This is a genomic window from Epilithonimonas hominis (assembly GCF_003730015.1).
GTDB classification, from domain to species: domain Bacteria; phylum Bacteroidota; class Bacteroidia; order Flavobacteriales; family Weeksellaceae; genus Epilithonimonas; species Epilithonimonas hominis.
In genome coordinates this window covers 79,730-104,042 of the sequence record NZ_RJTU01000008.1, presented here as the reverse complement: position 1 = coordinate 104,042, position 24,313 = coordinate 79,730, and the positions used below count along the sequence as shown (strand labels likewise).

The window sequence follows — 24,313 nt, the reverse complement described above, 5'->3', positions numbered from 1 at the left end:
GTCATATTGATATTCTCTTTTTTATTTCAATTAAAATAAATGAGTGTATTGTCAAAATTATTGCATAATTTTAAACTATTGTAACCGCTATGTTATGCTTACGATAATTGGAAAGTAAGTGAAGATTACAAGAATATTCTAAAATTATTAAAAATTGCTAAATGAAAACACTTATTCTAGTGCGTCATGCTAAAAGTGACTGGCCGGAGAATGTTGATGATTTTGACCGCCCTCTTACAGAACTTGGAAAAATTAATGCACCAAAAATGGCTGAATTTCTTAAGTCCACAGGTGTAACAATAGATTCCTTCATCAGTAGTCCGGCAAAAAGAGCAAAACATACGTGCGAATTGTTTTCCACAGTTTTTAATAAGACATTTCAGACCAATGAAAAATTATACAGACCGTCTGAAAGTAATTGTCTTTCAGTAATTTTTGATGTAGATGATGCGGTCAATTCATTGGCGCTTTTCTCGCATAATAACGGAATTTCAAATTTTGCCAATTCTCTTTCGTCAGAATTAATCAATCTCCCTACCTGCGGTATAGTTGCTTATGAAATCGACTGCGACAGATGGTGTGATTTTGAAATGGCGGAGAAAAGATTTCTATATTTTTATTCTCCAAAAAAATGTCTGAACAACAATCTAGATTAGATATTGCCAATCACAAACATATTTTCCATAGTCGGAACAGCACTTCCTCCTTGTTTTTCTAGGGTAATTGCAAATGCTTGAGCATTAGGAATATTTGCTAAAGATATTTTGCTGTCCTTTTCTTCGCTATACATTCCTGCACTAACGGGTTTTCCATCGGCTATAGCCCAAAGTTGATACTGCATACCTTCAGGTGCCTTAGGAAGATCTTCAGCATTCAGGTAAACATCTTTTGTCTTTTTATCCCAGAAAACTACAGCTTTCGAATCTGCGTGTTTTTCAACACCTCTTAGAGAAACTATCATCATATCAGGATCCGTAAACATTTTTAGTTTTTGGTTCATTTTCTGATTAGCAGAATCGAGGTTATTTATCTCATTTTGTAAAGCCGTAAACCTATCTTTATTAACGGATTGATCATTCATCCAGAATAGATTTCCAGCAAGACTTACCAGAAAAAGCACTGACGCAGCGGCTGCAAAAAGTTTCCAGTTAGTGTTACCGATTACTCTGATTTCTTCCTGAGGTTTTTCCAAAGGAATTTCCGACTCAACTATTTTATTGACAATCTCTTGACGTTCATTTTGGATTTTATTCCAGACTTTTGACTTCAAATCATCAGGAGGCTTTATAGCCTGTGCGTCTGCCAGCTCTTCGAGAATCTTTTGCGCTTCCTCAAAAGCGGCTTTTACCTCTGCATTATTCTTCATAACACACTCCAAAATGCCTGCTTCCTCAGGAGAAGCAAAACCTAGAATATAAGATTCTATAATTCCGGATGATATGTATTCTTTAGTATTCAATTTATTGATAATCTTTTAATAGATTCTTTAATTTCATCAGTGCGTTTCTCATTTTAGTTTTTACAGTTCCAAGAGGTATTTTTAGCTTTTCAGAAATCTCGTTCTGAGTGTAACCTTGATAATAAGCTAATTCTATCAGCTCCTGTTTATCCGTTTCAAGACTTTTCAAGACATTCTTTATTCCTAAAAAATCAGAAGACTCATCACTTTCAGAAAGTTCTTTTGAGTTATATACGAAATCTGGAAGCGATTGGTTTTTAAGTTCGTTTTGAAAACCTTTGGATTTGAGATAATCAATGGCAGTATTCCTAGCAATGTTGATAATCCAGGTGTAGAATCTCCCTTTCATGGAATCATACTGGGCAATAGAATGCCATATTTTAACAAAAACATCCTGAATAATTTCTTCTGTATACTCTTTTGAATGAACAATCCTAAGGATAACGCCATATAACGCCCCGGAATAGTTGTCATACAAATGATGAAAACCATTTTCGTTTTTATCTTTCAACAGAACGATAAGTTGCTCCTCAGAATATTTTGTTTTAATAATAAATTTTTTTTCGATTCAAAAGTAGTAAAATAAATTTTATGACAAACCAAAACCAAATAAACTTTTGTTTCGTAGATAAATTAATAATCAATTTAATTAAAAAGATGAAAAAGTTAATCCTTGGAAGCATTTTTAATCTAACATTATCACTAGCGTCAGTTTGTTATTTTGCACAAAGCGGTAATTTCAAAATTAAAAATCCTCACTACTCCAGAACCGATACCAGAATACTGAAGGTTAGTAATTCCGAATGGAAAAAAATTCTGAAACCCAGTCTTTACAAAGTTGCAAGAGAAGCAGATACAGAAATGGCTTTCACGGGAAAATATTATGAGTTTGATGAAAAAGGAACTTATTACTGTGCTGTCTGCGGAAATTCACTCTTCCTTTCAACCTCAAAATTTGCTACAACCTGCGGCTGGCCTTCCTTTTATGAGCCTGTTCGCCGGAATAGTGTCAAATATAAAAAGGATACTTCATACAATATGGTAAGAACTGAAGTTCTTTGTGGTCGTTGTGATTCTCATCTTGGACATATTTTCGATGATGGGCCAAAACCAACTGGAAAAAGATTCTGTATGAACTCTGTTTGTCTGGATTTTGTGCCGTTAAAGAAAAAATAATAATCTGATTATCAGTTATTTATAATTTATTTTGAAAAAAATAAATCCAAAACAAATCCACTTGTCGTAGATGACTTTAAGAACAAAATATTAATTAAAAAATAAACGAAATGAACACACGTACAAAAATGGCAGCACTTGGAATGATCGCTTTATCATTCGCATTTAGCGGAAATGTCGCAGCTCAGTCTATGAAAGAAAAAACAGTAATGGTTGGAGGAGCACCAATGTATCCTTCAAAAAACATTATAGAAAATGCAGTTAATTCGAAAGATCACACCACACTTGTTGCCGCAGTAAAAGCTGCTGGTTTGGTAGAAACTCTTCAGGGTAAAGGACCATTCACAGTTCTTGCACCTACTGATGCCGCATTTAACAAATTACCACAAGGAACTGTTGAAAACCTTATTAAACCTGAAAATAAAAAAATGCTGACGAAGATTCTAACTTATCACGTATTGCCTGGGAAGTATAATGCAAAACAAATCTGGGCAGCAGTGAAAGCCGGTAACGGAAGCGCAATGATGAAAACAGTGGAAGGGAAAAGTGTTACTTTTTGGACAAAAGGTAACGACCTGTATGTGAGAGATGCCAAAGGTATGGATGCAAAGGTAACCATTGCAGATGTGAACCAGTCCAATGGTGTTATCCACGTGATTGATACAGTTCTTATGCCCTAAGTAGATGACAAAGCAGTGTAATTGTTTTATACTGCTTTTTTTTAAATAAACCAACACTAAAAAATATTATTATGAAAAAAACAATCAGCGTATCTAATCAGGGAGCAACCCTGGATACTGGCAGAAGAAACTTTTTGAAACTCAGCGGAGTTGGGCTTGCAATGGCCGGACTAGCGCTGGTTGGATGTAACGATGATGATTTGATAATGGATGATGGAAGCGGAAACGTATTTGATTTAGGAAAAGGCGATGTTGGTGTCTTAAATTATGCTTATGCTTTGGAACAGCTGGAAGCAGATTTTTACACCAAAGTTGTTAATAATTTTTACTCAGGCATTTCTAGTGTAGAGAAAGAACTTTTTACAGATCTTTATCACCATGAAGTGATACACAGGGATTTTTTCAAAGCAGCAATTAGCGGAGCTACTTCCAATGTATTGCCAACTCTGGAATTTCAATATCCGGGAGTGAATTTCAACGACAGAAACTCTGTTCTTGCGACAGCAAAAGCATTGGAAGATACAGGTGTTGCGGCATATAATGGTGCCGGAAGATATATCACAAATCCTGATTATCTTGTAATAGCTGGAAAAATAGTTTCTGTAGAAGCCAGACATGCGTCAGCAATAAGAAACATAATTAATCCAGGTTCAGCTGATTTTTCCGGAGATGATGTAATAAATGCTAGCGGATTGGATCTTGCAAAAGAACCGAAAGACATTGTAGCAGTAGCCTCAGGATTTATAAAAACACCTTTTACCTGGAAAGAAAGAGGTATCAGCTAATTATCAACATCAAAATCAATCATTATGAATATTCTTAAATTATTAGATAAACTTTCTGACGATAAATTTTTTACAAAAGAAGCGTCCAGATTAGAAACTATAACCAATCTTACAAGCTTCGGGAAAAAAGCAGCAGTTGCAGCAGTTCCACTTGGCTTGGGAGCGATGATGACTACTTCTGTGAAAGCAGAAACAACGAGCAACACCACAGCATCATCTGCTGTATTCAAAGATGCGCTTACCGATGCTTTACAGCTTGCGTTGGTATTAGAATATCTTGAAGATGAATACTACAGAATGGGATTAAGTAAGGCTAATCTTATTCCTTCTGCGGACAGAACCGTATTTATGCAGATTTCTAAACACGAAACAGCACACGTTGCTTTCCTTAAAAGTGCTTTAACTTCGTTAGGGCAAACTCCGGGAGCTAAACCAACATTTGATTTTACTGCAAAAGGAAATTTTTCCCCATTTACAGATTACAATCAGTTTCTTACGCTTGCGCAGGCATTTGAAGATACTGGTGTGAGAGCTTATAAAGGCCAGGCTGGAAATGTGATGTCGAATAAAGATGTCTTAACAGCTGCACTTCAGATTCACTCTGTAGAAGCAAGACATGCATCTCAAGTTAGAAGAATGAGAGCTAACAAAGGTTGGATAGAGCTATCCAACGGAGGAAATATGCCTTCTGCAACTAACGCTGTGTATGCAGGAGAAGAAAATACAAACCAAGCCGGATTCAATACTGCAAATGCTTTTGGAGCAGCGGCAGGTTCGGCTGCTTATGACGAAGTACTAAGCGGAAGTGATGCAGCTGCAATTGCATCATTATTTATAGCATAGCGCCCACCATAATAGTTTTTTTTGTGAATCATTTTCCGCCTCAGAACGGGAAATGATTTTTTTTGAATTAACCTTAAATTCTTTGTAAGAAATTTACAAGTTGATAATAAGCAATTCGTTGGATTTTCTGAATTGCATAGAGATGAAAGTGAGGTATATACTAACTCATAATCTGCTATAACCAAAATAGATGTTATATTTTGGAGTAAATCTATTTTTTTTTGAAATATTAAAATGGGTAAAGCCCATTGTTAAGAGGATGCAAATGGCTTATCAGCTATATATCAATTGTAAGTCTAATATTTAAAGAGAAATCAAGTAGAACTCAAATAGACTTCTGTAATAACGCCTTCGCCGATTTTGACAGTATTTAAGAAAAGTTCAAAGTCCAAACCTTTGTACAAGTCTTTAATGTTATCTAAAACAGAAATGTTTGTAGTAACATTCTCGCCGGGAAAAACAAGTTCGGTATCAATATAATTCTGAATACAAAAAAAATCTTTGTTAATAAAAGGAAATCTTAAAACACACCTGAAGCCAGACGAAAATGGTGTAGTCAGTCCGCTTTTGTAGCTGGAAAAATAGGTTATTTGCGCCTTAAAATCTGGTTTTCTTTCCATGTGGTGAATATATAAAATCTAACAAATACGAATAAAATATTCTTGATATTAATTATTAATTTTTTTAAAAATTTAAGTGATTATTAGTGATTATATAAAAGTTACCTTAATTTTAACCAATAGCATACTATTTGCTTATGGTAAAATTTAAACAAAACTACTATTAAAATTGAAACTCAACTGGCGTAAAATTCTTAGACGTACACTCATAACGCTTATTAGCATTTTTGTATTTGTTTTGTTGCTAATATTTAGTTTGCGTATACCCGTTGTTCAAAACTATGTGAAGGACAAACTAATTGTTTATCTGGAAGGAAAAATCCAAACCAAAGTAAGCCTAGAAAAAGTTTATATTGCTTTCCCAAATAGCCTTGTGATGGAAAACCTCTATCTAAAAGGGCAAAAAATCGACACGCTCCTTGCTGTGAAAAAGTTCGATGTAGGACTGGATATGTGGCAGCTGATGAAATCCAAAGCAGACTTGACATCCTTGGATCTAGAAGGTGTGAGAGCTAATGTTGTAAGAGATCCTCAGGGAAAATTCAACTTCGACTATATTATTGATGCTTTTGCAACATCTGACAAAGAGCAAGAGCAAAAACCTTCAAAACCATTTATTATTTCACTGGATAAAATTAATCTCAAAGATATTGGCATTACTTTTAAAGATCAGCAGTCCAGAAATGATATCAATGTTTACTTCAAATCCTTTGATACAAGGGTAAAGACTTTTGACCTTCAGAATAATTCTTACGCAGTAAATGATATCAATTTGGATGGTTTGAAACTAAAACTGAAACAAGATCTGATAGAAGAAGTTTCCAAAAATGTGGAACAGAAGGTTGATTCTTTGAACCAGAAAAAACCAATGCAAATAGGTCTCAACCGAATAAAGCTGACTAATTTTAATGTTGATTACGGTGATGACAACACCAAGACGTTTGCTAAAATTCTTTTCAATGAGTTAAGCACGAAAGTTAATAAATTGGATCTTCAGAATAATTATTATGATGTAGATAATGTGATTTTATCAGGTGCAAACATTAATGCCAACCTCTTCCTACCTGCTGCCAATGCTAACAGTAAAGATGAAGGAAAACTTTCAAATAAGAGTAATTCCACACAAAAGGCGATGCAACTTCTTTTAGGCAAGCTTAGCTTGGATGATGTAAAAGTGGTGTATAATAACACGGCTGTGACACCTACAAGAGCAGGAGTGGATTTTAATCATCTCAATTTTGGAAAGCTAAATGTAGATGTTCGTGATTTTGAAATGAAGAACGGAACTTTTGCTGGCAAGGTCAAATCAGCAGAAATACAGGAATCCAGAGGTCTTAATATTCAGAAATTTAATACAAATTTTGTTTATACAGAGAAGCAGGCTTACCTGAAAGATTTATATCTTCAGACACCTAAAACTATTTTGAGAGACGAAATAGTCCTCAATTATAATTCGATAGAACAACTCTCGGCCAATCCAGGCGCTGTAAAGTTATCTGCCAATATCAAAAATTCCAAAATTGGATTCGCTGATATATTGAATATTGTTCCGACACTTAGAAACACATCGCCTTTCAATAAATATCCTAATGCCATTCTGAATGTCAATCTTCAGGCTGAAGGTCTGGTAAATGACCTTTTGATACGAGATTTAAAGCTTTCCGGTCTGGACCAGTTACGAGTTGCAGCTTCCGGAAGAATTAAAAATGCAATGAATCCGGATCAGCTTTATTACGATCTTAGGATTGGTGAGGTGGCATCATCAGGCAAGACGGTATTCAATCTTGTGCCGAAAGGAACTATTCCTTCTAACATTGCTCTGCCTTCTCATTTTAGCATCAAAGGCTATGCGAAAGGAACAACTAAAGTGATTAACACAGATCTTAATCTTTATTCGACATTAGGCAATGCAGCAGTTGTGGCTAAAATGGATATGCGTAGAAAAAATCGTGAGTTGTTTGATATCAAAGCGAATTTACAGAATCTGAACGTGGGTAAACTGATTCAGAATAAAGATTTAGGAAGAATTTCAGCTATTATTAATGCAAAAGGCCAGGGTTTTGATCCAAAGATTATGTCTGCGCAAATTGTTGGTTCTGTGAGATCTGCAACTTATAAAAATTATACTTATCAGAATATGAATCTGAAAGGTAAAATTAATCGTGGTGCGTATAATGTTAATCTGGATTCAAAAGATCCGAATGCAAATTTGCATCTCGCAACTTCCGGTGTTTACAGAGATAAAAATCCAACGATTAAAATTAATGGTGATGTCAAAAAACTGGATATGAATAAGCTTGGTTTCTACAGCTCTCCGATGATTTTAGCTGGATCTATTGACGGAGATTTCAGAAGTCTGGATCCGGACAATCTCAATGGTTATCTTAATCTTCAGAATTTTGCAATCTCGGATACCAAAGAAGTTTACCCCGTTCAGGAAATAAAACTCAATGCGCTTTCTACAGCAGATTCTACGAAAATCAATTTCAATTCTCAGATTGCAGATTTGGAGCTAAAAGGGAAATATAAACTAACGCAGATCTTCGGTGCGTTGTCTCAGACAGTGAATCAATACTATCAATTTCAAAAACCAGGTAAATCAAATAAAATTGAGGCTGGTCAATATTTCACGCTCAATGCGACCATTAAAAATGATGATCTGATTAGGAAGTTTGTTCCTGAACTGAAAAGTTTTGAAACCATCAATGTTACAGGAAATTATAACGCCGATTCCCAGTTAATTGAATTGGACGCCAAAGTCCCTCAGGTTATCTACGGAACTAACACGCTAGAAAATACGAATCTTCAATTGACCAATCAGAATCAGGCTTTGCAATATAATTTAGACGTTGCAAGTCTGAAAAGCGAGAGCTTTGCTTTGAATAAAGTTAATATTAATGGCGATGTGGCCAATAATATCATCAATTATAACATCACAACGAAAGATGAAAAGGATCAAACGCAGTTCCTGATTGCTGGTGATGCCAAGTCAATGAACGACATCACCGAAATTTCTCTAAAACCAGACGGTTTGAAACTGAATTATTTGGATTGGAACGTGGCTGAAAATAATAAAATACAGATTTTCGGTCAGGGAATTGTGGCAGATAATTTCAGATTGTCTAATGCTGGTGCAGAAATTTCTTTACAGTCCGAAAGTAGTTCACCAAAAAGTCCGCTGAATGTCACTCTGAAAGATTTTAAAATTGAAACGATTACGGAGATCATCAAAAAAGATTCGCTTCTTGCCAAAGGAACCATTAATGGAACTGCCCAGTTAAAAAATCTTACCAAAAATATGACCTTCACTTCTGATATTGATGTGACTGATTTGTTCGTATTTGGAAGTCCTGTTGGTAATCTTGATATTAAGGTCAATAATCAGTCAGCTAACTTGCTGAATGCTGATATTGCATTGACAGGTAATGAGAATGATGTGAAAATTCTGGGTAATTACAATACCACTTCTAGCAGCTTTGACCTGAATCTGGCGATGAACCAGCTTCAGATGAAAACGCTTCAGGGCTTTACGATGAATGCGATTACCAATACGGAAGGTTATCTTTCCGGCGCTCTAAAAATTACAGGAACGACTGATGCGCCAAGAATTATTGGTGATGTCAAGATGAATAATGTAGGAATGATGATTGCCAAAACAGGCAGCGATTTTAGAAATATCAATGACAAAATAGGATTTACCAATCGAGGTATTGAGTTCGATAACTTCAAAATTAATGATAAGGATGGTAATTCGCTCAAAATAAACGGACAGGTTCTTACGCAGACTTACAAGGATTTTGCTTTCAATCTGGATATCAACGCCAAAGATTTCAAGGTGGTTAACTCAAAAAAATCAAACGATGCTTTGATGTATGGCATTTTGTCAATTGATGCGGCGCTGAAAGTCCGTGGTAATCTTGATCTGCCAAAAGTGGACGGCCGATTGGCTGTTGCGGATGATACAGATTTTACATTTGTTCTCCCACAGTCTACGCCATCATTACAGGAACGTGACGGCATTGTTGAGTTTATTGATCAGGATCAGATTGCACTTAACAAAACCATTACAGCGGATTCTTTAAACGCTCCAAGCAAAATCAAAGGAATGGATGTGAGCGTGAATATCGAAGTTAGTAAAGAAGCTAAGATGTCTTTGTTGATTGATAAAGCTAATGGCGATTTTGTTAAATTACAGGGAGAGGCCGAACTGACTGGCGGTATTGATCCGTCTGGAAAAACAACTTTAGTGGGTGTTTATGAAGTGGAATCCGGAAGTTATGAAATGACCGTAAGCGTTCTGAAACGTAAGTTCGATATCGAGAAAGGAAGTACAATTACGTGGACTGGCGAACCAACTACCGCACTACTGAACATTACCGCAGTTTACAAAACAGAAACAGCACCAATTGATCTGGTGGAACAGCAGCTGAGCGGAGAAAGTAACACGACATTGAATCAATTTAAACAAAGAATTCCGTTTAACACACTGCTGAAAATGAATGGTGAGCTTCTGAAACCTGAAATCAGTTTTGATATCACCACTGACGAAAAAAATAATTCGGTTTCATCCACTGTCACGGATATTGTAGACCAAAAGTTATCACAAATCAGAACGCAGGAGTCAGAATTGAATAAGCAAGTTTTTGCTTTACTTTTGCTGAACAGATTCATCGGCGAGAATCCTTTCGAATCCAGTGCTGGACTTTCTGCAGAAGCGATGGCGAGACAAAGTGTTAGTAAGATATTATCTCAGCAAATCAATAATCTGGCTTCAGATCTGATAAAAGGGGTAGATCTCAATTTTGACCTGGAATCTTCCGAAGATTACTCTTCCGGAGAAAAAAATACAAGAACTGATCTCAATGTGGACATTAGCAAAAAACTACTGAATGACCGTCTGAAAGTTTCTGTGGGCAGTAATTTTGGGCTGGAAGGAGATGCAAGACAAAATGAAAATATGACCAATATTGCTGGTGATGTTACAGTGGACTACAGCCTCTCACGTGACGGAAGGTATACCCTGAGAGCTTATCGTAAAAACGAATACCAAGTGGCGTTGCAAGGACAGATTGTAGAAACCGGAGTTGGTTTCATCATCACGCTGGATTTTGATAAATTCCGTGAGATTTTTCAGAAATCCAGAGAAAGATCTAGAAAAGAAAAGCAAAAAGAAAACAATAAAGCCGTAGAATTCAAATAATGAAAATTAGATTTCAACAACATATCAGTCAAGTTTTATTTTTCGGAACACTAGGTTTTGCCTTTTCCTGTAGTAATACAAAGTATTTGAAAGAAGGGGAAATGCTTTATACCGGCGCTGAAGTTAAAATCGAAAATGACAGTCTTTCCAAAAAAAGCAAGAAAGCTCTAAAATCTGAATTGGAAGATAATCTCACCCCAAAACCTAATTCCAGTTTCCTAGGACTGAGACCTAAATTATTCTTTTATAACATTGCCAAAGAGCCGAAAAAAGAAAAAGGTTTTAATTACTGGCTGAAGTATAAAATAGGAGAGAAGCCAGTTTTGCTCAGCGATGTAGACAGAGAGTTTAACAAAGATATTATTGTCAATTATTCTGAAAACAAAGGTTACTTCAATGCCAAGGCAACTTATGACACAGTTTCCAAAAATAAAAAAGCCCAGGTAATTTATACTTTGCGGCCAGGAAATCAGTATCTTATTAATAAGGTTAAATTTCAGAATGATTCTATTCCTGTGACAGAAGAGATCGTAAAAGTCTCGGACAAAACGTTATTGAAAGAAGGCAATCCTTTCGATTTGGGTGTAATCAAGTCGGAAAGAGAACGTATTGATAATCAGCTTAAACAAAAAGGGTTTTATTATTTCCATCCTGATAATCTGATTATTCAGGCTGACAGTACGGTGACCAAAAATCATAAAGTTGAGCTTAATGTCAAGCTTAAAGAAAACACGCCGGACTTAGCCAAGCAGCAATTTACGATTGATAAGGTTGTTGTTTTCCCGAACTATAACATCAGAGATGTGAAAGACGGTAAATACAATATTCCGATGGATAGTGACTCTCTTCGGAAGTATGCCCACGATGATATCTACGTTATAGATCCGGAACAGAAATTCAAACCGAAGATTTTTGATCGTGCTTTATATTTCAAAAAGGGTGATCTTTATAACAGAGCAGATCATAATCTCTCATTGAACCGATTGATCAATCTTGGCGTTTTTAAATTTGTGAAGAATGAATTTGTAATTTCAGACTCGCTGAACCATAAATTCGATGCCTATTATTTGCTAACGCCAAGGCAGATTCAGTCCCTGAGGCTGGAAGCTTTGGGAAGAACAAACTCCGCTAACTATGCTGGGAGCGAGATTAATCTGAACTGGACTCACAGAAATCTGTTCCGTGGAGCTGAACAGTTTAAAGCCTCTGTTTATGGAGCTTTTGATGTTCAGATTGGTGGCCCGAAGGATGCAAAAAATCTTTTCCGAGCTGGAGCCAATGCGCAACTTTCAATTCCAAGAATTGTGGCGCCATTCAGATTTAATTCTTCAAGTGCTTTCGTTCCGAGAACTAATATTTCTATTGGATACGAATTTCAAAACCGTACGGAATATTACACGCTTAACACATTCTCAGGCTCTTTCGGGTATCTGTGGAAAGAAAATGTAAGAAAAGAGCACGATCTGAAAATTATAGACATTACTTATATAACGCCTGCGAATGTCACACCACTGTATGATTCTATTTCCGCAAAAAGTCAGGCACTACAGCGTGTTGTGCAGAAGCAGTTGATTTTCGGACCTACTTATTCGTACACTTATACCAATACAATGCTCCCAAAAAAGAATACGATCTACTATAAAGGAACATTGGATTTGGCAGGGAATCTCACAGGACTTTTTTCTGGAGCCAATGTGAAAGATGGGAAGCAAAAATCGATATTCGGTGTACCGTTTAGTCAATATGCGAAGATGGAACACGATTTTCGTTTTTACCACAAGCTTGGTGACAAGTCTTCATTCGCTTCCAGATTTATTGGCGGTATTGCTTATCCTTATGGCAATTCGGATAATATTCCTTTTTCTAAGCAATTTTTTTCCGGTGGTAGCAATAGTATCCGCGCATTTCGGGCCAGAACGCTCGGTCCTGGAAGTTTTGATCCAAGAACGATTAAACAAGGTTATTACTTTGATCAGTCTGGTGATATCAAGCTGGAACTTAATGCAGAATATCGTGCTAATATCTATAAATTTCTGAATGTCGCATTCTTTGCAGATGCTGGAAATATCTGGTTGGTTAACGATGACATACAAAGACCTGGCGCCAAATTTTCAAGTGATTTTCTAAGTGAAATAGCTGTAGGAGCCGGGTTTGGTTTGCGACTGGACTTCTCAATTCTGATTCTCAGACTGGATCTGGCAATGCCCTTTCGCGTTCCTTATTATGAAAAAGGCGATCGCTGGACATTTGACAAGATTAACTTCGGAAATTCTTCTTGGAGACGGGATAATTTGATTCTTAATATTGCGATTGGTTATCCTTTTTAAATCATTTTGTAAAAACAGAGAAACGTAATGTTTATATTCTAAATCTCATTATTTAACTCATTTTCCTCCTAGGCAGTCCAATCTCGTGTTCCTGAGGATAAGGTTTTCTGAAGGTCATACTTACATCTTCCCGGATATTGTTATAAGCTTCGTAGGCTTTGTCTTTATCCAAAGTGTATCGAGGGTCAGGAATAAAGGGCATTTTTGCCATTTTTAATATCGTAAGGGTTGGAAAATGAAAATCGACTTCCACGGTACCTAATAGAAGATAGCATCCGCCACCCTGAAAAGGATATTGTGAAAGATTATCCGGAAAGTGGGCGGTATCAAAATATTCTCCTTCCGCATCAATCCATGTTCCGAAAAACATCGTCCCTTTTTTGGTGGGTACGTGTTTTCGGGATATCAGATAAGCCAGCATTTTGACTTGCTTCTTATGATATTTCGTAAGGTCTTTTGCCATCACACTTCCCCTATATTTAGTTTGCAATAAGTCGAATGGACTCACTGAAACCGGAAATCCTAAGATCTCGATTTCGTCAAATGCGTCCTCCAATGGATGTCTTTGAACCTTTGGGAGAGTATATTCTTTTTGTGGTTCTTCAAGTAATATTAAATGCTTAAAACTAGGTCTGTTTCCTGCCAAAAGAAAGCGGGCTTCAATTAATAATTCGTGCTTTTGCTTTCCAGTAAACCTGAATGCTCCTATGAATATCAAAGTTTGTAAAGTCTCAATACCAATAGGGATTCTTTTCACAAAGTTTTCCAGGGAGGTATAATCACCGTTATTTTTTCGTTCTTCAGGAATTAAAACGGCGATTTTACTTTCAAGCTTTTCAATGTGCATCAGCCCTAAATAAACATCTTTTTCGTAAACCGTAGTCTGGTATTCGCTTAGATTGACACAGGGATTTAATATGGTTGCACCGGACATTTTAGCTTCGTGGACATATACCTCGGTCCTGTAAAAACCGCCGCCATTATTGATCGCCGAAACCATAAACTCGATAGGATAATAAACTTTCAGGTAGAGACTTTGGTAGCTTTCTACCGCATAGGATGCAGAATGCGCTTTGCAGAAAGAATAGCCTGCAAAAGATTCTATCTGGCGATAAACCTCTTTGGAAAGCTGCTCCGGATGACCTAGGGATTTACAGGATTCAAAGAAATGATCTTTGACTTTCTGCAGGGCAGATAGCGAACGCCCTTTTCCGCTCATTGCCCGGCGTAGCACATCACCATCAGCTGGCGACAGGCCCCCAAAATGAAGGGCGATTTTGATAACGTCTTCCTGATAAACCATAATGCCATAAGTTTCTCCCAATTCTTTTTCAAAAACCGGATGAAAATATTCAAATTGATCCGGGTTATTGTGGCGAAATATATATTCCTTCATCATTCCGCTTTGCGCTACCCCTGGGCGTATGATGGATGATGCGGCTACCAATACTTTATAATTGTTGCATTTCAATCTTCGGAGCAGTCCCCGCATTGCCGGACTTTCAATATAGAAACAACCGATTGTTTTTCCCCTGCTCAGAAACTCATTGCATCTCTCTTCGTCTTTTGACAAGCTCACATCCCGGATATTGACTTTAATACCTCGTTTTTCTTCGATGAGCTTCACTGTATCGTTGATTGTGCCCAAGCCTCGCTGGGAGAGGATATCAAATTTTTCCAAACCGATTTCTTCGGCCACGTGCATATCGAACTGTACGATTGGAAATCCTTTCGGTGGCATTTCCAATGCGGAGTAATTGGTGATGGGTTCTTCAGAGATTAGAATTCCGCAAGAGTGCATACTTCGCTGGTTTGGAAATTTCTCTAAAAGCTTTCCATATTTGTGCACCATTGCTGACACCGAATTAATATCGTGCTGTTCAATCGATTTGGTGGCGAGTTCATCCAGTTCCTCTTTTGGCAAACCAAATGCTTTTCCTACCTCACGGAAAATCGATTTATACTTAAACTCAACGTTAGTTCCGCAAAATGCCACGTGCTCTTTTCCGTATTTGTCAAAGATGTATTGTAAAATCGTATCTCTGTTTTGCCAGCTCCAGTCGATATCGAAATCCGGCGGTGTTTTGCGGTTCAGATTCAGGAAGCGCTCGAAATATAGGTCCAGCTCCAGCGGGCATATATCTGTAATGCCAAGACAGTAGGCAACGATACTATTGGCACCACTTCCGCGACCGACGTGCATAAACCCCATCCGATTGCTGTACTTGATGATGTCCCAAGTGATCAAAAAATATGCACAGAAGTTCAGCTGATTAATTACATCCAATTCCTTATCCATCCGGGCTTTTGCCTTTCTGTCATCATCATGATATCGCCTGGAGAACCCCTTATAGGCAAGTTTTTTCAATAACTTTATATCGCTGTCTTTACTTTCTGTAAAGTTCTTTTTGTTTTTAGGAGTCTTATAGTCAAAATGAAAATAGCATTGTTCCAATAATTGCTGGGTATTTTCGATGATTTGCGGATAATGCTGGTAATTCTTTAAAAGCTCATCAATTGAGATTAGCTTCTCGTTTTGCCCGCATATATCATTTTCTTCAAGTTTAGTGACCAGCGTGTTTCGGTCAATTGCGCGCAGGATCTTATGAAGTTTATATTCTCTCTTTGTTGTAAAAGTTACCGGCTGTAAAATGACCATTCTTGGGATATACTTTTTCAGGGTGGAATTAATCAACAAATTAATTTCTTCGGGACGTATGCCGATGTATTCATTTCGATGAAGTTTTTCAGGGTAATTATTCAAAGGATAAACGACAAATACATCAGGCAGATTTGGGTGATGCAATGGCAAATCGTTTCCTTCGCAATGATGCTGTGTCAAAAGCCTGTTGATTTCTCCGATACCTGATTGATTTTTTGCCAAACAGATATAGTGCTGTTTATTGTCAGTTCTTATATCTACACCTACAACAGGTCGGATGTTATTCTTCTCACATAATCTGTGAAAATCATAAATGCCAGAGATACAATTGATGTCGGTCAAAGCAGCCACACCGATTCTCAGTTCAACACATTGCTGAACCAATTCTTTTACGGAGATGGTACCGTAACGCAAGCTGTGGAAAGAATGACAATTGATGAACATTGCAACGTCAATTTATTGGTTTAAAAATCCAGATGCCCGGCCCACGCTGTCTGAACCGAACCTTGTTTTAATTTTATCCATTGTTTGATAAAGACTGATGAGTTCTTCCGTATCTTCGAACAGATTCATCTGGTGACAGCCGTGTACCAGACCGGTGAACTTTACTCCGATAAGTCGGATTCGCATTCTGCGGTGATAGACTTTCTCAAATAATTCTAATGCGTATCTGAGTAGTGTATGGTCGGAGGAAGTGTAAGGAATTCTGTATTGCTTGGTTTCTGTATCGAAGTTGGAGTACCTAATTTTTACAACAACGGTAGAAGTAAGCCACTTCTCCTGACGGAGTTGGAAACACAACTGTTCCACCATTCCTGATAAAATGCTCTTTATGCCATTTATATCTATGGTATCCTGCGAAAATGTATTTTCCTTGGAGATGGATTTCCTTTCGGAATAAGGCACAACAGGCGTTTCATCGATACCGTTGGCTTTCTTCCAGAGTTCCTGACCATTTTTTCCGATCAGCCGATGCAGAACGTCAACAGGCATCTCTGACAGCGTTTGAATATTTCGTACACCCAGCCTGGACAGCAATTGAAAGGTCACATTGCCCACCATCGGAATTTTCTTAACTGAGAGCGGGTTCAGAAAAGCTCTTATTTTCTGCTCAGGAATTTCAAGTTTACCAATAGGTTTAGATTCTCCGGTACCGATTTTAGAAACGGTTTTATTGGTAGATAAGGCAAAGCTGATGGGCAGACCGGTATTTTTTCTGACAGCCTCTGCAATTTCGGTGGTCCATTGATAACAACCGAAAAATTTATCCATCCCGGAAAGATCAAGGTAGAATTCATCAATACTTGCCTTCTCAAGAACCGGAACTTTTTCCTGTATAATTTCGGTAACAGTATGCGACATATTGGAGTACATTTCCATATCTCCTCGGATGACCTTTGCTTCTGGGCAAAGTCTTAAAGCCATTTTTATGGGCATTGCACTTCGAACCCCAAAATATCTCGTTTCATAGGAGCAGGAAGCTACCACGCCTCTGTCTCCGCCACCAATGATAAGTGGTTTTCCAACAAGGTCAGAGTTTTTTAGTCTCTCACAAGAGACGAAAAAGGTGTCCAGATCCATATGCGAAATTGCTCGATTCATAGCGACAAAATTATTACGTTTTGTATCAAAAAATTGTATATTTGTTGCTATAAATTATAGCAATGTCAATTTTATCTGAAAATATAAGGTATCTGAGAGGTAAGCTCAATCTTTCTCAGCAAAGGGTGGCCGATGATCTTTTAATAACAAGAGGTAGATATGGTAAATATGAAGATGGTGCTACTGAGCCGCCACTTGATATCTTGGTCAGGATCTCAAAATATTATAATGTAAGTATAGATTTACTTGTAACCATAAATGTCAGCAAATATTCCATTGATGAGATTATGGAACTTCCGGATAATAGAATAGTTCTTCCCATAAGAGTTGACAGTAATGGTAATGATGAAATTGAAATCATTCCACAGAAAGCATCTATGGGATATCTGAACGGTTATGGTGATCCGGAATATATCGAAAGTCTTGATACGATATCTTTACCTTTCTTAAAAGGCGGGAAGTTTAGAGCTTTTCCGGCTGAAGGAGATTCTATGCCACCATATAAAAACGGAACCTATATTGTGGGAAAATATATTGAGAATCTTTCTGACCTTCGAACAGACAGAACATATGTTTTTATTACTACCAATGATGGTATAAGCTATAAGAGATTTCAGTTTCACGAAGCTGATGGTATTTGGGTTAAAGCTGACAATCAATTTTATGAGCCCTATAAAATTCCATTATCGGAAATAAAGGAGATCTGGGAATTTGCCTGCAGTATCACTACAAAAGAATATGGAGCAGATGAGTTTTCAGAACGTAATATTCAAAACTTCATTGCAGAGATCAAAACTGATATAAAACAGATCAAAGAAAAAATAGGAAATTAGAATTGGTAGAAAGGGAAAATATCAAATAATTATAGATTATGGAGCATTTAACCTTATTTAATTCTGAAGGAACTTGTTAAAAGAAATAATTATTTTTTAGTTTAACGAGGCTTAAGTCAAAAAAGTGATTAAATAAGTGTTAATAAATCCTGTTCAGAGGGTAAATCTTCCCATTCTTTAATGAGTTGATTTTGTTTATCAAACAAAAAATAAAATGCATCTTTATTTTGTCCTTTATATAAAATTAAAAACCTCTCTTTAAATGCATCAAAATTATCATACTGGTTTTCATTTATTTTAGCGACTTCAAGGCTTTTTCCTAAATTAAATTTGCTGTAAAAAAGATTATGAAAGTCGTCTCGATAATTCTTTGTACTAATCATTGCAATAGGAAGAATTACAATATTTTTAACTTGCTTTTGCAATGTTGAGGTATCATTATATTGTTGCTCTATTGTTTCGCATTTTGGAACCCAAAAGAAAATCAATTTATAATCTTTTCTTTGATTTGATAATATGTATTTCACATCCTCTGCTGCAATAGCTCTCACATTGTTTTGACTCAAGCAATAGACCGGAATCAAAAGTATTAAAGAATACAAATATTTCATGAGAAAATATTTCGTTGAAGCCAATATTATTCTTTTGCTATATCTAATGCAACATATCCTTTTTCGTAATTATCTGTTTTATAAGAATATGTTCCCGGCATAATAGTAATAGATTTATAACCAAGCTTTTCGGATAAATCATCAGGGAGTGCTATTCTCTCAGAAATATTGATTACTGTTGAAGTTTTTGCATGGACAGAATTAGCATTTATAATAATAAGCTGATTATCAGAAATAAAATAATTTACTTCCCATTTATTGCTTTCATCAAAATTTTTATCCGCAGTTTTACTACCAACAATTGCCCAATTGCACCCTCCTCTGTTTCTTCTACAGTTGTCACCATCTTCAGCATTATATCCGGCTACTTCTCCTATAATAAGCTTTTGGGGTTCAACCGTTTTCCCCATAATTTTTAATGGCATATTTCCCTTTGCCTGAAGATTATTCATATCTTCCTCTCCAGTTCTGTTACAAGAAATAGCAAGCATTGCTATTCCTAAGCATAAAATTTTGTTTTTCATGTTAAAAAAAATTTAAAAGTTGATATTTAATTTCCCAGTTCCAACTGGTTTTTCACAAGATTATAATAATCTGATTTATTTTGGACAAGCTCCTTATGGTTACCCTGTTCTACAATTTTTCCATTTTTCAAAACGATAATTTGATCAGCATTTTTTACAGTGCTCAACCTATGAGCAACAATGATTACAGTTTTTCCTCTTGTAGAAGCCTTTTATTGATGGAGATATTACTAATTGGAATTACAAATTTTTCCGGTAATAGTTACTTTAATACGTACTAATTTTGAGAAGTCCATCTTTCAGTATGAAATATTAAACAAAATCTAAAATATTTAGGTGGTTTTGTTTTGCACATTTAAAACATTTATGAAAATCAGACTGCTTTGTAAAAAAGTAATGTTACAAAATATTGTTTTAAGAATAGATTTATTGCTTATTGAAATGCGTGGGATTTTACAACTACGGGGAGAAGTTAGGAGCTCATTCGCAACTTTGAAGGTCGTACCTCTCAACAAAGTTTCTACTTCGCTCTGCGAGGCTTTTAAATTGGATAAATTAATGGCAGATTATATGATACATCTATTTTAAATCACAAAAGATATTCTAAAACCTGCTTTCAGAACCAAATAATTGAGCTGAGGATTAAAAAAATTATACACATCATTCTATAAGCTGTATAGTTTTTATGTACGTTTTAGAATAACATGTATAGAAAAGTGCAGTTTTTGAGAAACAGAATAAAATTTTAGAGAAAGTTGCAATAAAAATATAATCTTCCATTTTTTAAATTTATTACTTGCAAATATCTTTACAATTTAAGGTTTGAGAAAAGAAACGATTTTCAGTGAAAGTGATGATTTTGAAAATAATTGAAATACCAAAATGGAGATATTGGAGATATATTAATCTATTTTTTTCACAATTTGAAATAAATCCAATTAGTAACTCCAAGAAATATTAGAAGTAAATAGAGCTACATGAAGATTTTTTAAGCACATAATCGACATGATAAAAATCATATATCATTAAAACCCTTTATCAATAATCCATTTTTAAATCTCAATGTTACCTTTAATTGACATAAATTAACTTTTATTAACTGATTTGAAATAATTATATATCTTTGCAACGCAAGGGGAAGTTGAATTTTTGAATATATAACATTTACGGTAAAAAAAACAGGCCTAAATCCTTTCTTCCCCTTTTTTATAAAACCACCACCATGATTACGAGAAAAAATTTCCTAAAGCTAAGCTCTTTAGGTATAACTTCTATTTTAGTTCCTAATTTTCTTTTTTCAAAATCGTCATTTTTATCACCCGTTGAAGATATCACAATACTGCTAAAACAGGCAAGAAGATATCGCCGTCAGGGACGTTTTTCAAAAGCAAAAACTACTTATCAGCAGGTGTTATCTTTGGATGGCACAGAGATTCGCGCTTATAATGGCATCAGAAAGATTCTCTTAAAGGAAAAGCATAAGGAACTTGAGGTTATTCAACTTTATCAGCAGGCCTTATCAAATCTGCCTAATCACTTTAGATTTAAAAGAAGCCTGTATGGTGAATACCTTAGAGCTAGTATCGGTAATCAGAAACTTTTTAAGCAATTAAACCTTACATCTGGAAGACCACTATCATTTATAAAGCAACATTTCGATACTTTGCTTCAGGAACGCCCTGATAACAAAAATCTTCAAAAGCAGGTAGCAAAGATTAATAAGTACATTGCCATGAATGTGGATACGACTTATGCGCACAAAAATAAGGCAGTAAAACAATTCCGTAAGCATAACAAGAAAGCCCATAAGGCTAGATTTGCAACTTTAACTTCTTTAGAAACAACACAGAGATTGGCTGATCTAAATGCACTTCCAGTGAATCCTGATCGTCAACAACACATCAGGGAAATGAACCAGGTCAATGTAAAAGCTTTAAGGACAGATAAGAATTATTCAGCTGCACTTGCTGCGACTGAGTCATATTTAAACGACGTGAGTAATTCTGATGCATATTTTATCAAGCAATTTCGTGACCTATCAAAGCAGCTGAATCAATACGATAAGTTGATCAATTTTGAGATTCAAAATCATGCAGCTAAAAATACCTATTGGTCGGCTATAGCATTATTTGATGCCTATCAAAGAAAAGCTGAAGAAATGAACCAGCCGGCACCGGCTGTTATGGATACTCTTTTGACTTATATCAAAAAGAATTACAATAATCCAATGCAAAGGTTCGAGGCTGCAACCAGAAAGATAAAGCTGAGTTTACTAAGAAATGAATTAAGCATAGTCCGAGAACTTTTAATAGAGCAATGCAAAGAGAAAATCCTTGTGAATGATTCTCACTCAATTGATAGAATTAATATTCTTATTGCTGTAAATCGTCAGCAAAAAGTAGACACTATATAGTATAAAAGTTAAGGAGTGTTTTCAAAAAAAGAATTAGATTTGATTATGGAAACACCTAAAAAGAAAAGTTCCGAAAAATTCGTAAAAGACATCCGTAAAAATACAAGGAGGATCTTTACAGCCGAGCAGAAAATTTTAATCGTAATGGAAGGGCTTCGTGCAGAAACTTCTGTAGCAGAACTATGCCGACAGCATAATATTGCGCAATCTCAGTTTTATTCCTGGAACAAAGAATTTATGGAAGCCGGTAAAAAACGGCTCAATGGCGATGTTATTAGAGAAGCCACGAGTGATGAAGTGTCGGATTTGAAGAAAGAAAATGCCCGATTAAAAGAGATGGTTGCCGATTTGGTTCTGCGCTATGACATTGTAAAAAAAAGCTTAGACATGCTGGATTAACCCATAAATACAGAAAGTTTATGAGATTATCAGCAAGTGAGAAATACGAAATTATTCAAGAAGTTACTACGAGTGAAATTGGTGTAAAACGAACCCTGGAAAGCTTTGGGATTGCAAGAAGTACTTTCTACAAATGGTATCAGAAATACCTTGAAAACGGCTACGATGGCTTGGAAACGTCCAAAAGAACATCTAAAAGACAATGGAACAGCATTCCGGAAGAACAAAAAGATTTGGTCGTAGAAATCGCTTTGGAACATACGGAGCTTTCCTCAAGAGAACTGGCGCACAAAATTACCGATGAACAAGGTGTCTTTATCTCAGAATCCAGTGTTTACAGGATTTTGAAGCAGCGGGATTTAATTCCTGCACCGAATCATTTTCTTCTTTCAGCAGCAAATGAATTTAAGGATAAGACAGAATTTGTGCATCAAATGTGGCAGACAGACTTCACTTATTTTAAAGTGATTGGTTGGGGTTGGTACTATCTGAGCACTGTTTTAGACGACTACAGCAGGTATATCATCCATTGGGAACTCTGTGATTCGATGAAGGCCGAAGATGTGAAAAGAACAGTAAATACAGCGATTGAAAAAGCAAAGTTGAAGTCTAAAGCCAAACCGAAATTACTCTCAGACAATGGTTCCTGCTACATATCAAACGAACTCAGAACCTATCTGAAAGACGATTTGAAGATGAAGCAGGTTCACGGAAAGCCGATGCATCCGCAAACCCAAGGGAAAATAGAACGATACCATAGAACGATGAAAAATGTGGTAAAACTCAATCATTTTTATCATCCTGAAGAACATGTGGAAGCTTTAGAAAAATTCGTAGAAAACTACAACAACAAGCGATATCACGAATCTTTGAAAAACCTTCCTCCGGCAGATGTTTACTTCGGAAGATCTGAGCAGATTTTGGAAAAAAGAAGACAAATAAAATCGGATTCAATCCGAAAAAGAAGACAGTTGTATTTTCAACAGAAATTAATAAATTTATAAACCTAAATACTCCTTAAGGATTTATTACAAAATGTCCAATTTAGTTTGAAGACGTACACTAATTTTAATAATTATACAGAAGCTGCTGCTTCTATGTATACTTTTGCTTATCTTAAAGCATACGGAAGTAGGAATGGTGCCTCATTTTATTATAAAAATTTAAAAAATTATCCTCAGACGTATTCTTGGCGAAATTTACCAAACGTCATTAATCCAGGTATAAAGTAAAATGAAAAAAATACATATATATATTAGCTTAACAATATTATTAATGTTGTTTTCTTGTCAAAATGATAATTGCTCATCCATCAAATCATTGCGGATTTATGAAGATCAAATCTCTGAGTTTGATTTATTTGAAGGTAGATATATTGTACATTATATGGCTAAGAAAGATAGTGTAGTTGTTTTTCCAATTACGGAAATTGAGAAAAGAAAAATAAAAGATTTTTATATTAAAAATAATATTTGTTCTTACGGAACAGATGTGTTAATTCAGGAGGCTGACCCATTAATCATGCCGGCTACGGAATTTAAATATATTGTTGAGTTTGATAGTGGAAAAAAGCAAACTATTCGAATAGTTACAGATTTCAATAAAGACCCTCTCAAAAGAAAAGGTAATGAAAGAATGAAAAAATTTATCGATACTATCAATCAAATTTTGAATAAAAAATCTGAATTAAAAAATAAACCAAAGTCTGATATTTTCAGCATTTAAATAAAAGGACGAAAAATCGAAATCACTTAAATAAGTAATTAGTGATATGGATACTGATTTTATATAGGGAATAACTATTCCTAAATATCGGTATATAGTTTTTCAAAAACTCTCACTAATCTATCGACTTTATATTTATTTTGATAGTTCGTTAACACAGTTATTGCAAACTCTAGGTTTTAAAATAATCTGATGCCACTGATTCAATAGTCATTGATTATAGTTTTGGAATTGTAAATTTTATTATATCCCAAATTTTTGCGTAGTCCCCAACTTTTGATACTGATCCGAAACTAATCCGATTATTTTAGAATCAAAAACAAAAAAAATGGCTCAATTTAGATTAAATTGAAGCCATTTGGACGTTTGTGACCTCGACAGGATTCAAACCTGTAACCTTCTGAGCCGTAATCAGATGCGCTATTCAGTTGCGCCACGAGGCCGTTTTTCGGTT

The 24,313-nt window shown here is 35.8% G+C and carries 19 protein-coding genes, 1 tRNA gene and 1 pseudogene; 12 read left to right on the top strand and 9 right to left on the bottom strand.

The window, feature by feature from the left end; translation table 11 throughout:
- The first annotated feature begins 161 nt into the window (after positions 1–161).
- Positions 162–656 (top strand): SixA phosphatase family protein, encoded by a 495-nt coding sequence (locus tag EGH73_RS00815; protein WP_123280237.1) that lies wholly within the window; start codon positions 162–164, stop codon positions 654–656.
- On the opposite strand, the gene EGH73_RS00810 is transcribed toward EGH73_RS00815, so the two are convergent.
- Positions 653–1,459: an anti-sigma factor gene (locus EGH73_RS00810; protein ID WP_123280236.1), complete on the bottom strand. Its 807-nt coding sequence runs from the start codon at positions 1,457–1,459 to the stop codon at positions 653–655. The genes EGH73_RS00815 and EGH73_RS00810 overlap by 4 nt on opposite strands.
- Position 1,460: 1 nt before the next feature.
- Positions 1,461–1,970, bottom strand: coding sequence for an RNA polymerase sigma factor (locus EGH73_RS00805; protein ID WP_245985352.1), 510 nt, complete (start codon positions 1,968–1,970; stop codon positions 1,461–1,463).
- 146 nt (positions 1,971–2,116) lie between these two features.
- Here EGH73_RS00805 and msrB point away from each other — a divergent pair, with 146 nt between their 5' ends.
- From msrB to EGH73_RS00785, 4 genes are all read left to right on the top strand, one after another.
- On the top strand, positions 2,117–2,635 hold the full coding sequence (gene msrB, locus EGH73_RS00800; protein ID WP_123280255.1) for a peptide-methionine (R)-S-oxide reductase MsrB: 519 nt from the start codon (positions 2,117–2,119) through the stop codon (positions 2,633–2,635).
- A gap of 110 nt (positions 2,636–2,745) precedes the next feature.
- Positions 2,746–3,315 carry a fasciclin domain-containing protein gene (locus tag EGH73_RS00795; RefSeq protein ID WP_123280235.1) on the top strand — a complete coding sequence of 190 codons (570 nt, stop codon included), beginning with the start codon at positions 2,746–2,748 and terminating at the stop codon, positions 3,313–3,315.
- 71 nt (positions 3,316–3,386) lie between these two features.
- Positions 3,387–4,100: a ferritin-like domain-containing protein gene (locus EGH73_RS00790; protein ID WP_123280234.1), complete on the top strand. Its 714-nt coding sequence runs from the start codon at positions 3,387–3,389 to the stop codon at positions 4,098–4,100.
- 24 nt (positions 4,101–4,124) lie between these two features.
- Positions 4,125–4,943, top strand: a complete 819-nt coding sequence (locus EGH73_RS00785; protein ID WP_123280233.1) for a ferritin-like domain-containing protein — start codon at positions 4,125–4,127, stop codon at positions 4,941–4,943.
- Positions 4,944–5,257: 314 nt separating this feature from the next.
- Here EGH73_RS00785 and EGH73_RS00780 read toward each other — a convergent pair whose 3' ends face one another.
- Complete coding sequence (locus EGH73_RS00780) at positions 5,258–5,563, bottom strand: hypothetical protein (RefSeq protein WP_123280232.1); 306 nt, start codon at positions 5,561–5,563, stop codon at positions 5,258–5,260.
- Positions 5,564–5,732: 169 nt separating this feature from the next.
- On the opposite strand from EGH73_RS00780, the gene EGH73_RS00775 reads away from it, so the two are divergent.
- Positions 5,733–10,763 carry a translocation/assembly module TamB domain-containing protein gene (locus tag EGH73_RS00775; RefSeq protein ID WP_123280231.1) on the top strand — a complete coding sequence of 1,677 codons (5,031 nt, stop codon included), beginning with the start codon at positions 5,733–5,735 and terminating at the stop codon, positions 10,761–10,763.
- The gene (gene tamL / locus EGH73_RS00770) at positions 10,763–13,090 is read left to right on the top strand and encodes a translocation and assembly module lipoprotein TamL (RefSeq protein ID WP_123280230.1); all 2,328 of its coding nucleotides are present in this window, start codon (positions 10,763–10,765) and stop codon (positions 13,088–13,090) included. The genes EGH73_RS00775 and tamL overlap by 1 nt, the downstream gene beginning before the upstream one ends.
- Positions 13,091–13,142: 52 nt before the next feature.
- Here the strand turns inward: tamL and EGH73_RS00765 are convergent, their stop codons facing one another.
- Together EGH73_RS00765 and dinB are read right to left on the bottom strand one after the other, a co-directional pair.
- Positions 13,143–16,196, bottom strand: coding sequence for a DNA polymerase III subunit alpha (locus EGH73_RS00765; RefSeq protein ID WP_123280229.1), 3,054 nt, complete (start codon positions 16,194–16,196; stop codon positions 13,143–13,145).
- Between the two features lie 12 nt (positions 16,197–16,208).
- The gene (dinB, locus tag EGH73_RS00760; RefSeq protein ID WP_123280228.1) at positions 16,209–17,354 is read right to left on the bottom strand and encodes a DNA polymerase IV; all 1,146 of its coding nucleotides are present in this window, start codon (positions 17,352–17,354) and stop codon (positions 16,209–16,211) included.
- 62 nt (positions 17,355–17,416) lie between these two features.
- On the opposite strand from dinB, the gene EGH73_RS00755 reads away from it, so the two are divergent.
- Entirely contained in the window at positions 17,417–18,187 is a 771-nt protein-coding gene (locus EGH73_RS00755) for an XRE family transcriptional regulator (protein ID WP_123280227.1), read from the top strand.
- A gap of 128 nt (positions 18,188–18,315) precedes the next feature.
- Here EGH73_RS00755 and EGH73_RS00750 read toward each other — a convergent pair whose 3' ends face one another.
- The 3 genes and pseudogenes from EGH73_RS00750 to EGH73_RS14065 all read right to left on the bottom strand — a co-directional run.
- Positions 18,316–18,738, bottom strand: coding sequence for a hypothetical protein (locus tag EGH73_RS00750; RefSeq protein ID WP_148041665.1), 423 nt, complete (start codon positions 18,736–18,738; stop codon positions 18,316–18,318).
- Positions 18,739–18,824: 86 nt separating this feature from the next.
- The gene (locus EGH73_RS00745) at positions 18,825–19,322 is read right to left on the bottom strand and encodes a hypothetical protein (protein ID WP_123280225.1); all 498 of its coding nucleotides are present in this window, start codon (positions 19,320–19,322) and stop codon (positions 18,825–18,827) included.
- A 26-nt stretch (positions 19,323–19,348) separates the two neighbouring features.
- Positions 19,349–19,522 (bottom strand): annotated as a pseudogene (locus EGH73_RS14065) (peptidase domain-containing ABC transporter); the annotation flags it as partial.
- A 166-nt stretch (positions 19,523–19,688) separates the two neighbouring features.
- Between EGH73_RS14065 and EGH73_RS00740 the strand changes: the two are divergent.
- The 4 genes from EGH73_RS00740 (at position 19,689) to EGH73_RS00725 (ending at position 23,859) form a co-directional block, all read left to right on the top strand.
- On the top strand, positions 19,689–19,910 hold the full coding sequence (locus EGH73_RS00740) for a hypothetical protein (protein WP_123280224.1): 222 nt from the start codon (positions 19,689–19,691) through the stop codon (positions 19,908–19,910).
- A gap of 634 nt (positions 19,911–20,544) precedes the next feature.
- Positions 20,545–21,735 (top strand): tetratricopeptide repeat protein, encoded by a 1,191-nt coding sequence (locus EGH73_RS00735; RefSeq protein ID WP_123280223.1) that lies wholly within the window; start codon positions 20,545–20,547, stop codon positions 21,733–21,735.
- A gap of 45 nt (positions 21,736–21,780) precedes the next feature.
- A protein-coding gene (locus EGH73_RS00730) for an IS3 family transposase (RefSeq protein WP_394338728.1) occupies positions 21,781–23,138 on the top strand; the annotation gives its coding sequence in 2 pieces (ribosomal slippage) (positions 21,781–22,116 and positions 22,119–23,138; 1,356 coding nt in all).
- Positions 23,139–23,367: 229 nt separating this feature from the next.
- On the top strand, positions 23,368–23,859 hold the full coding sequence (locus EGH73_RS00725; RefSeq protein WP_148041664.1) for a hypothetical protein: 492 nt from the start codon (positions 23,368–23,370) through the stop codon (positions 23,857–23,859).
- Between the two features lie 369 nt (positions 23,860–24,228).
- Here EGH73_RS00725 and EGH73_RS00720 read toward each other — a convergent pair.
- Positions 24,229–24,302: transfer RNA gene (locus tag EGH73_RS00720), tRNA-Arg, on the bottom strand.
- Positions 24,303–24,313 lie beyond the last annotated feature (11 nt).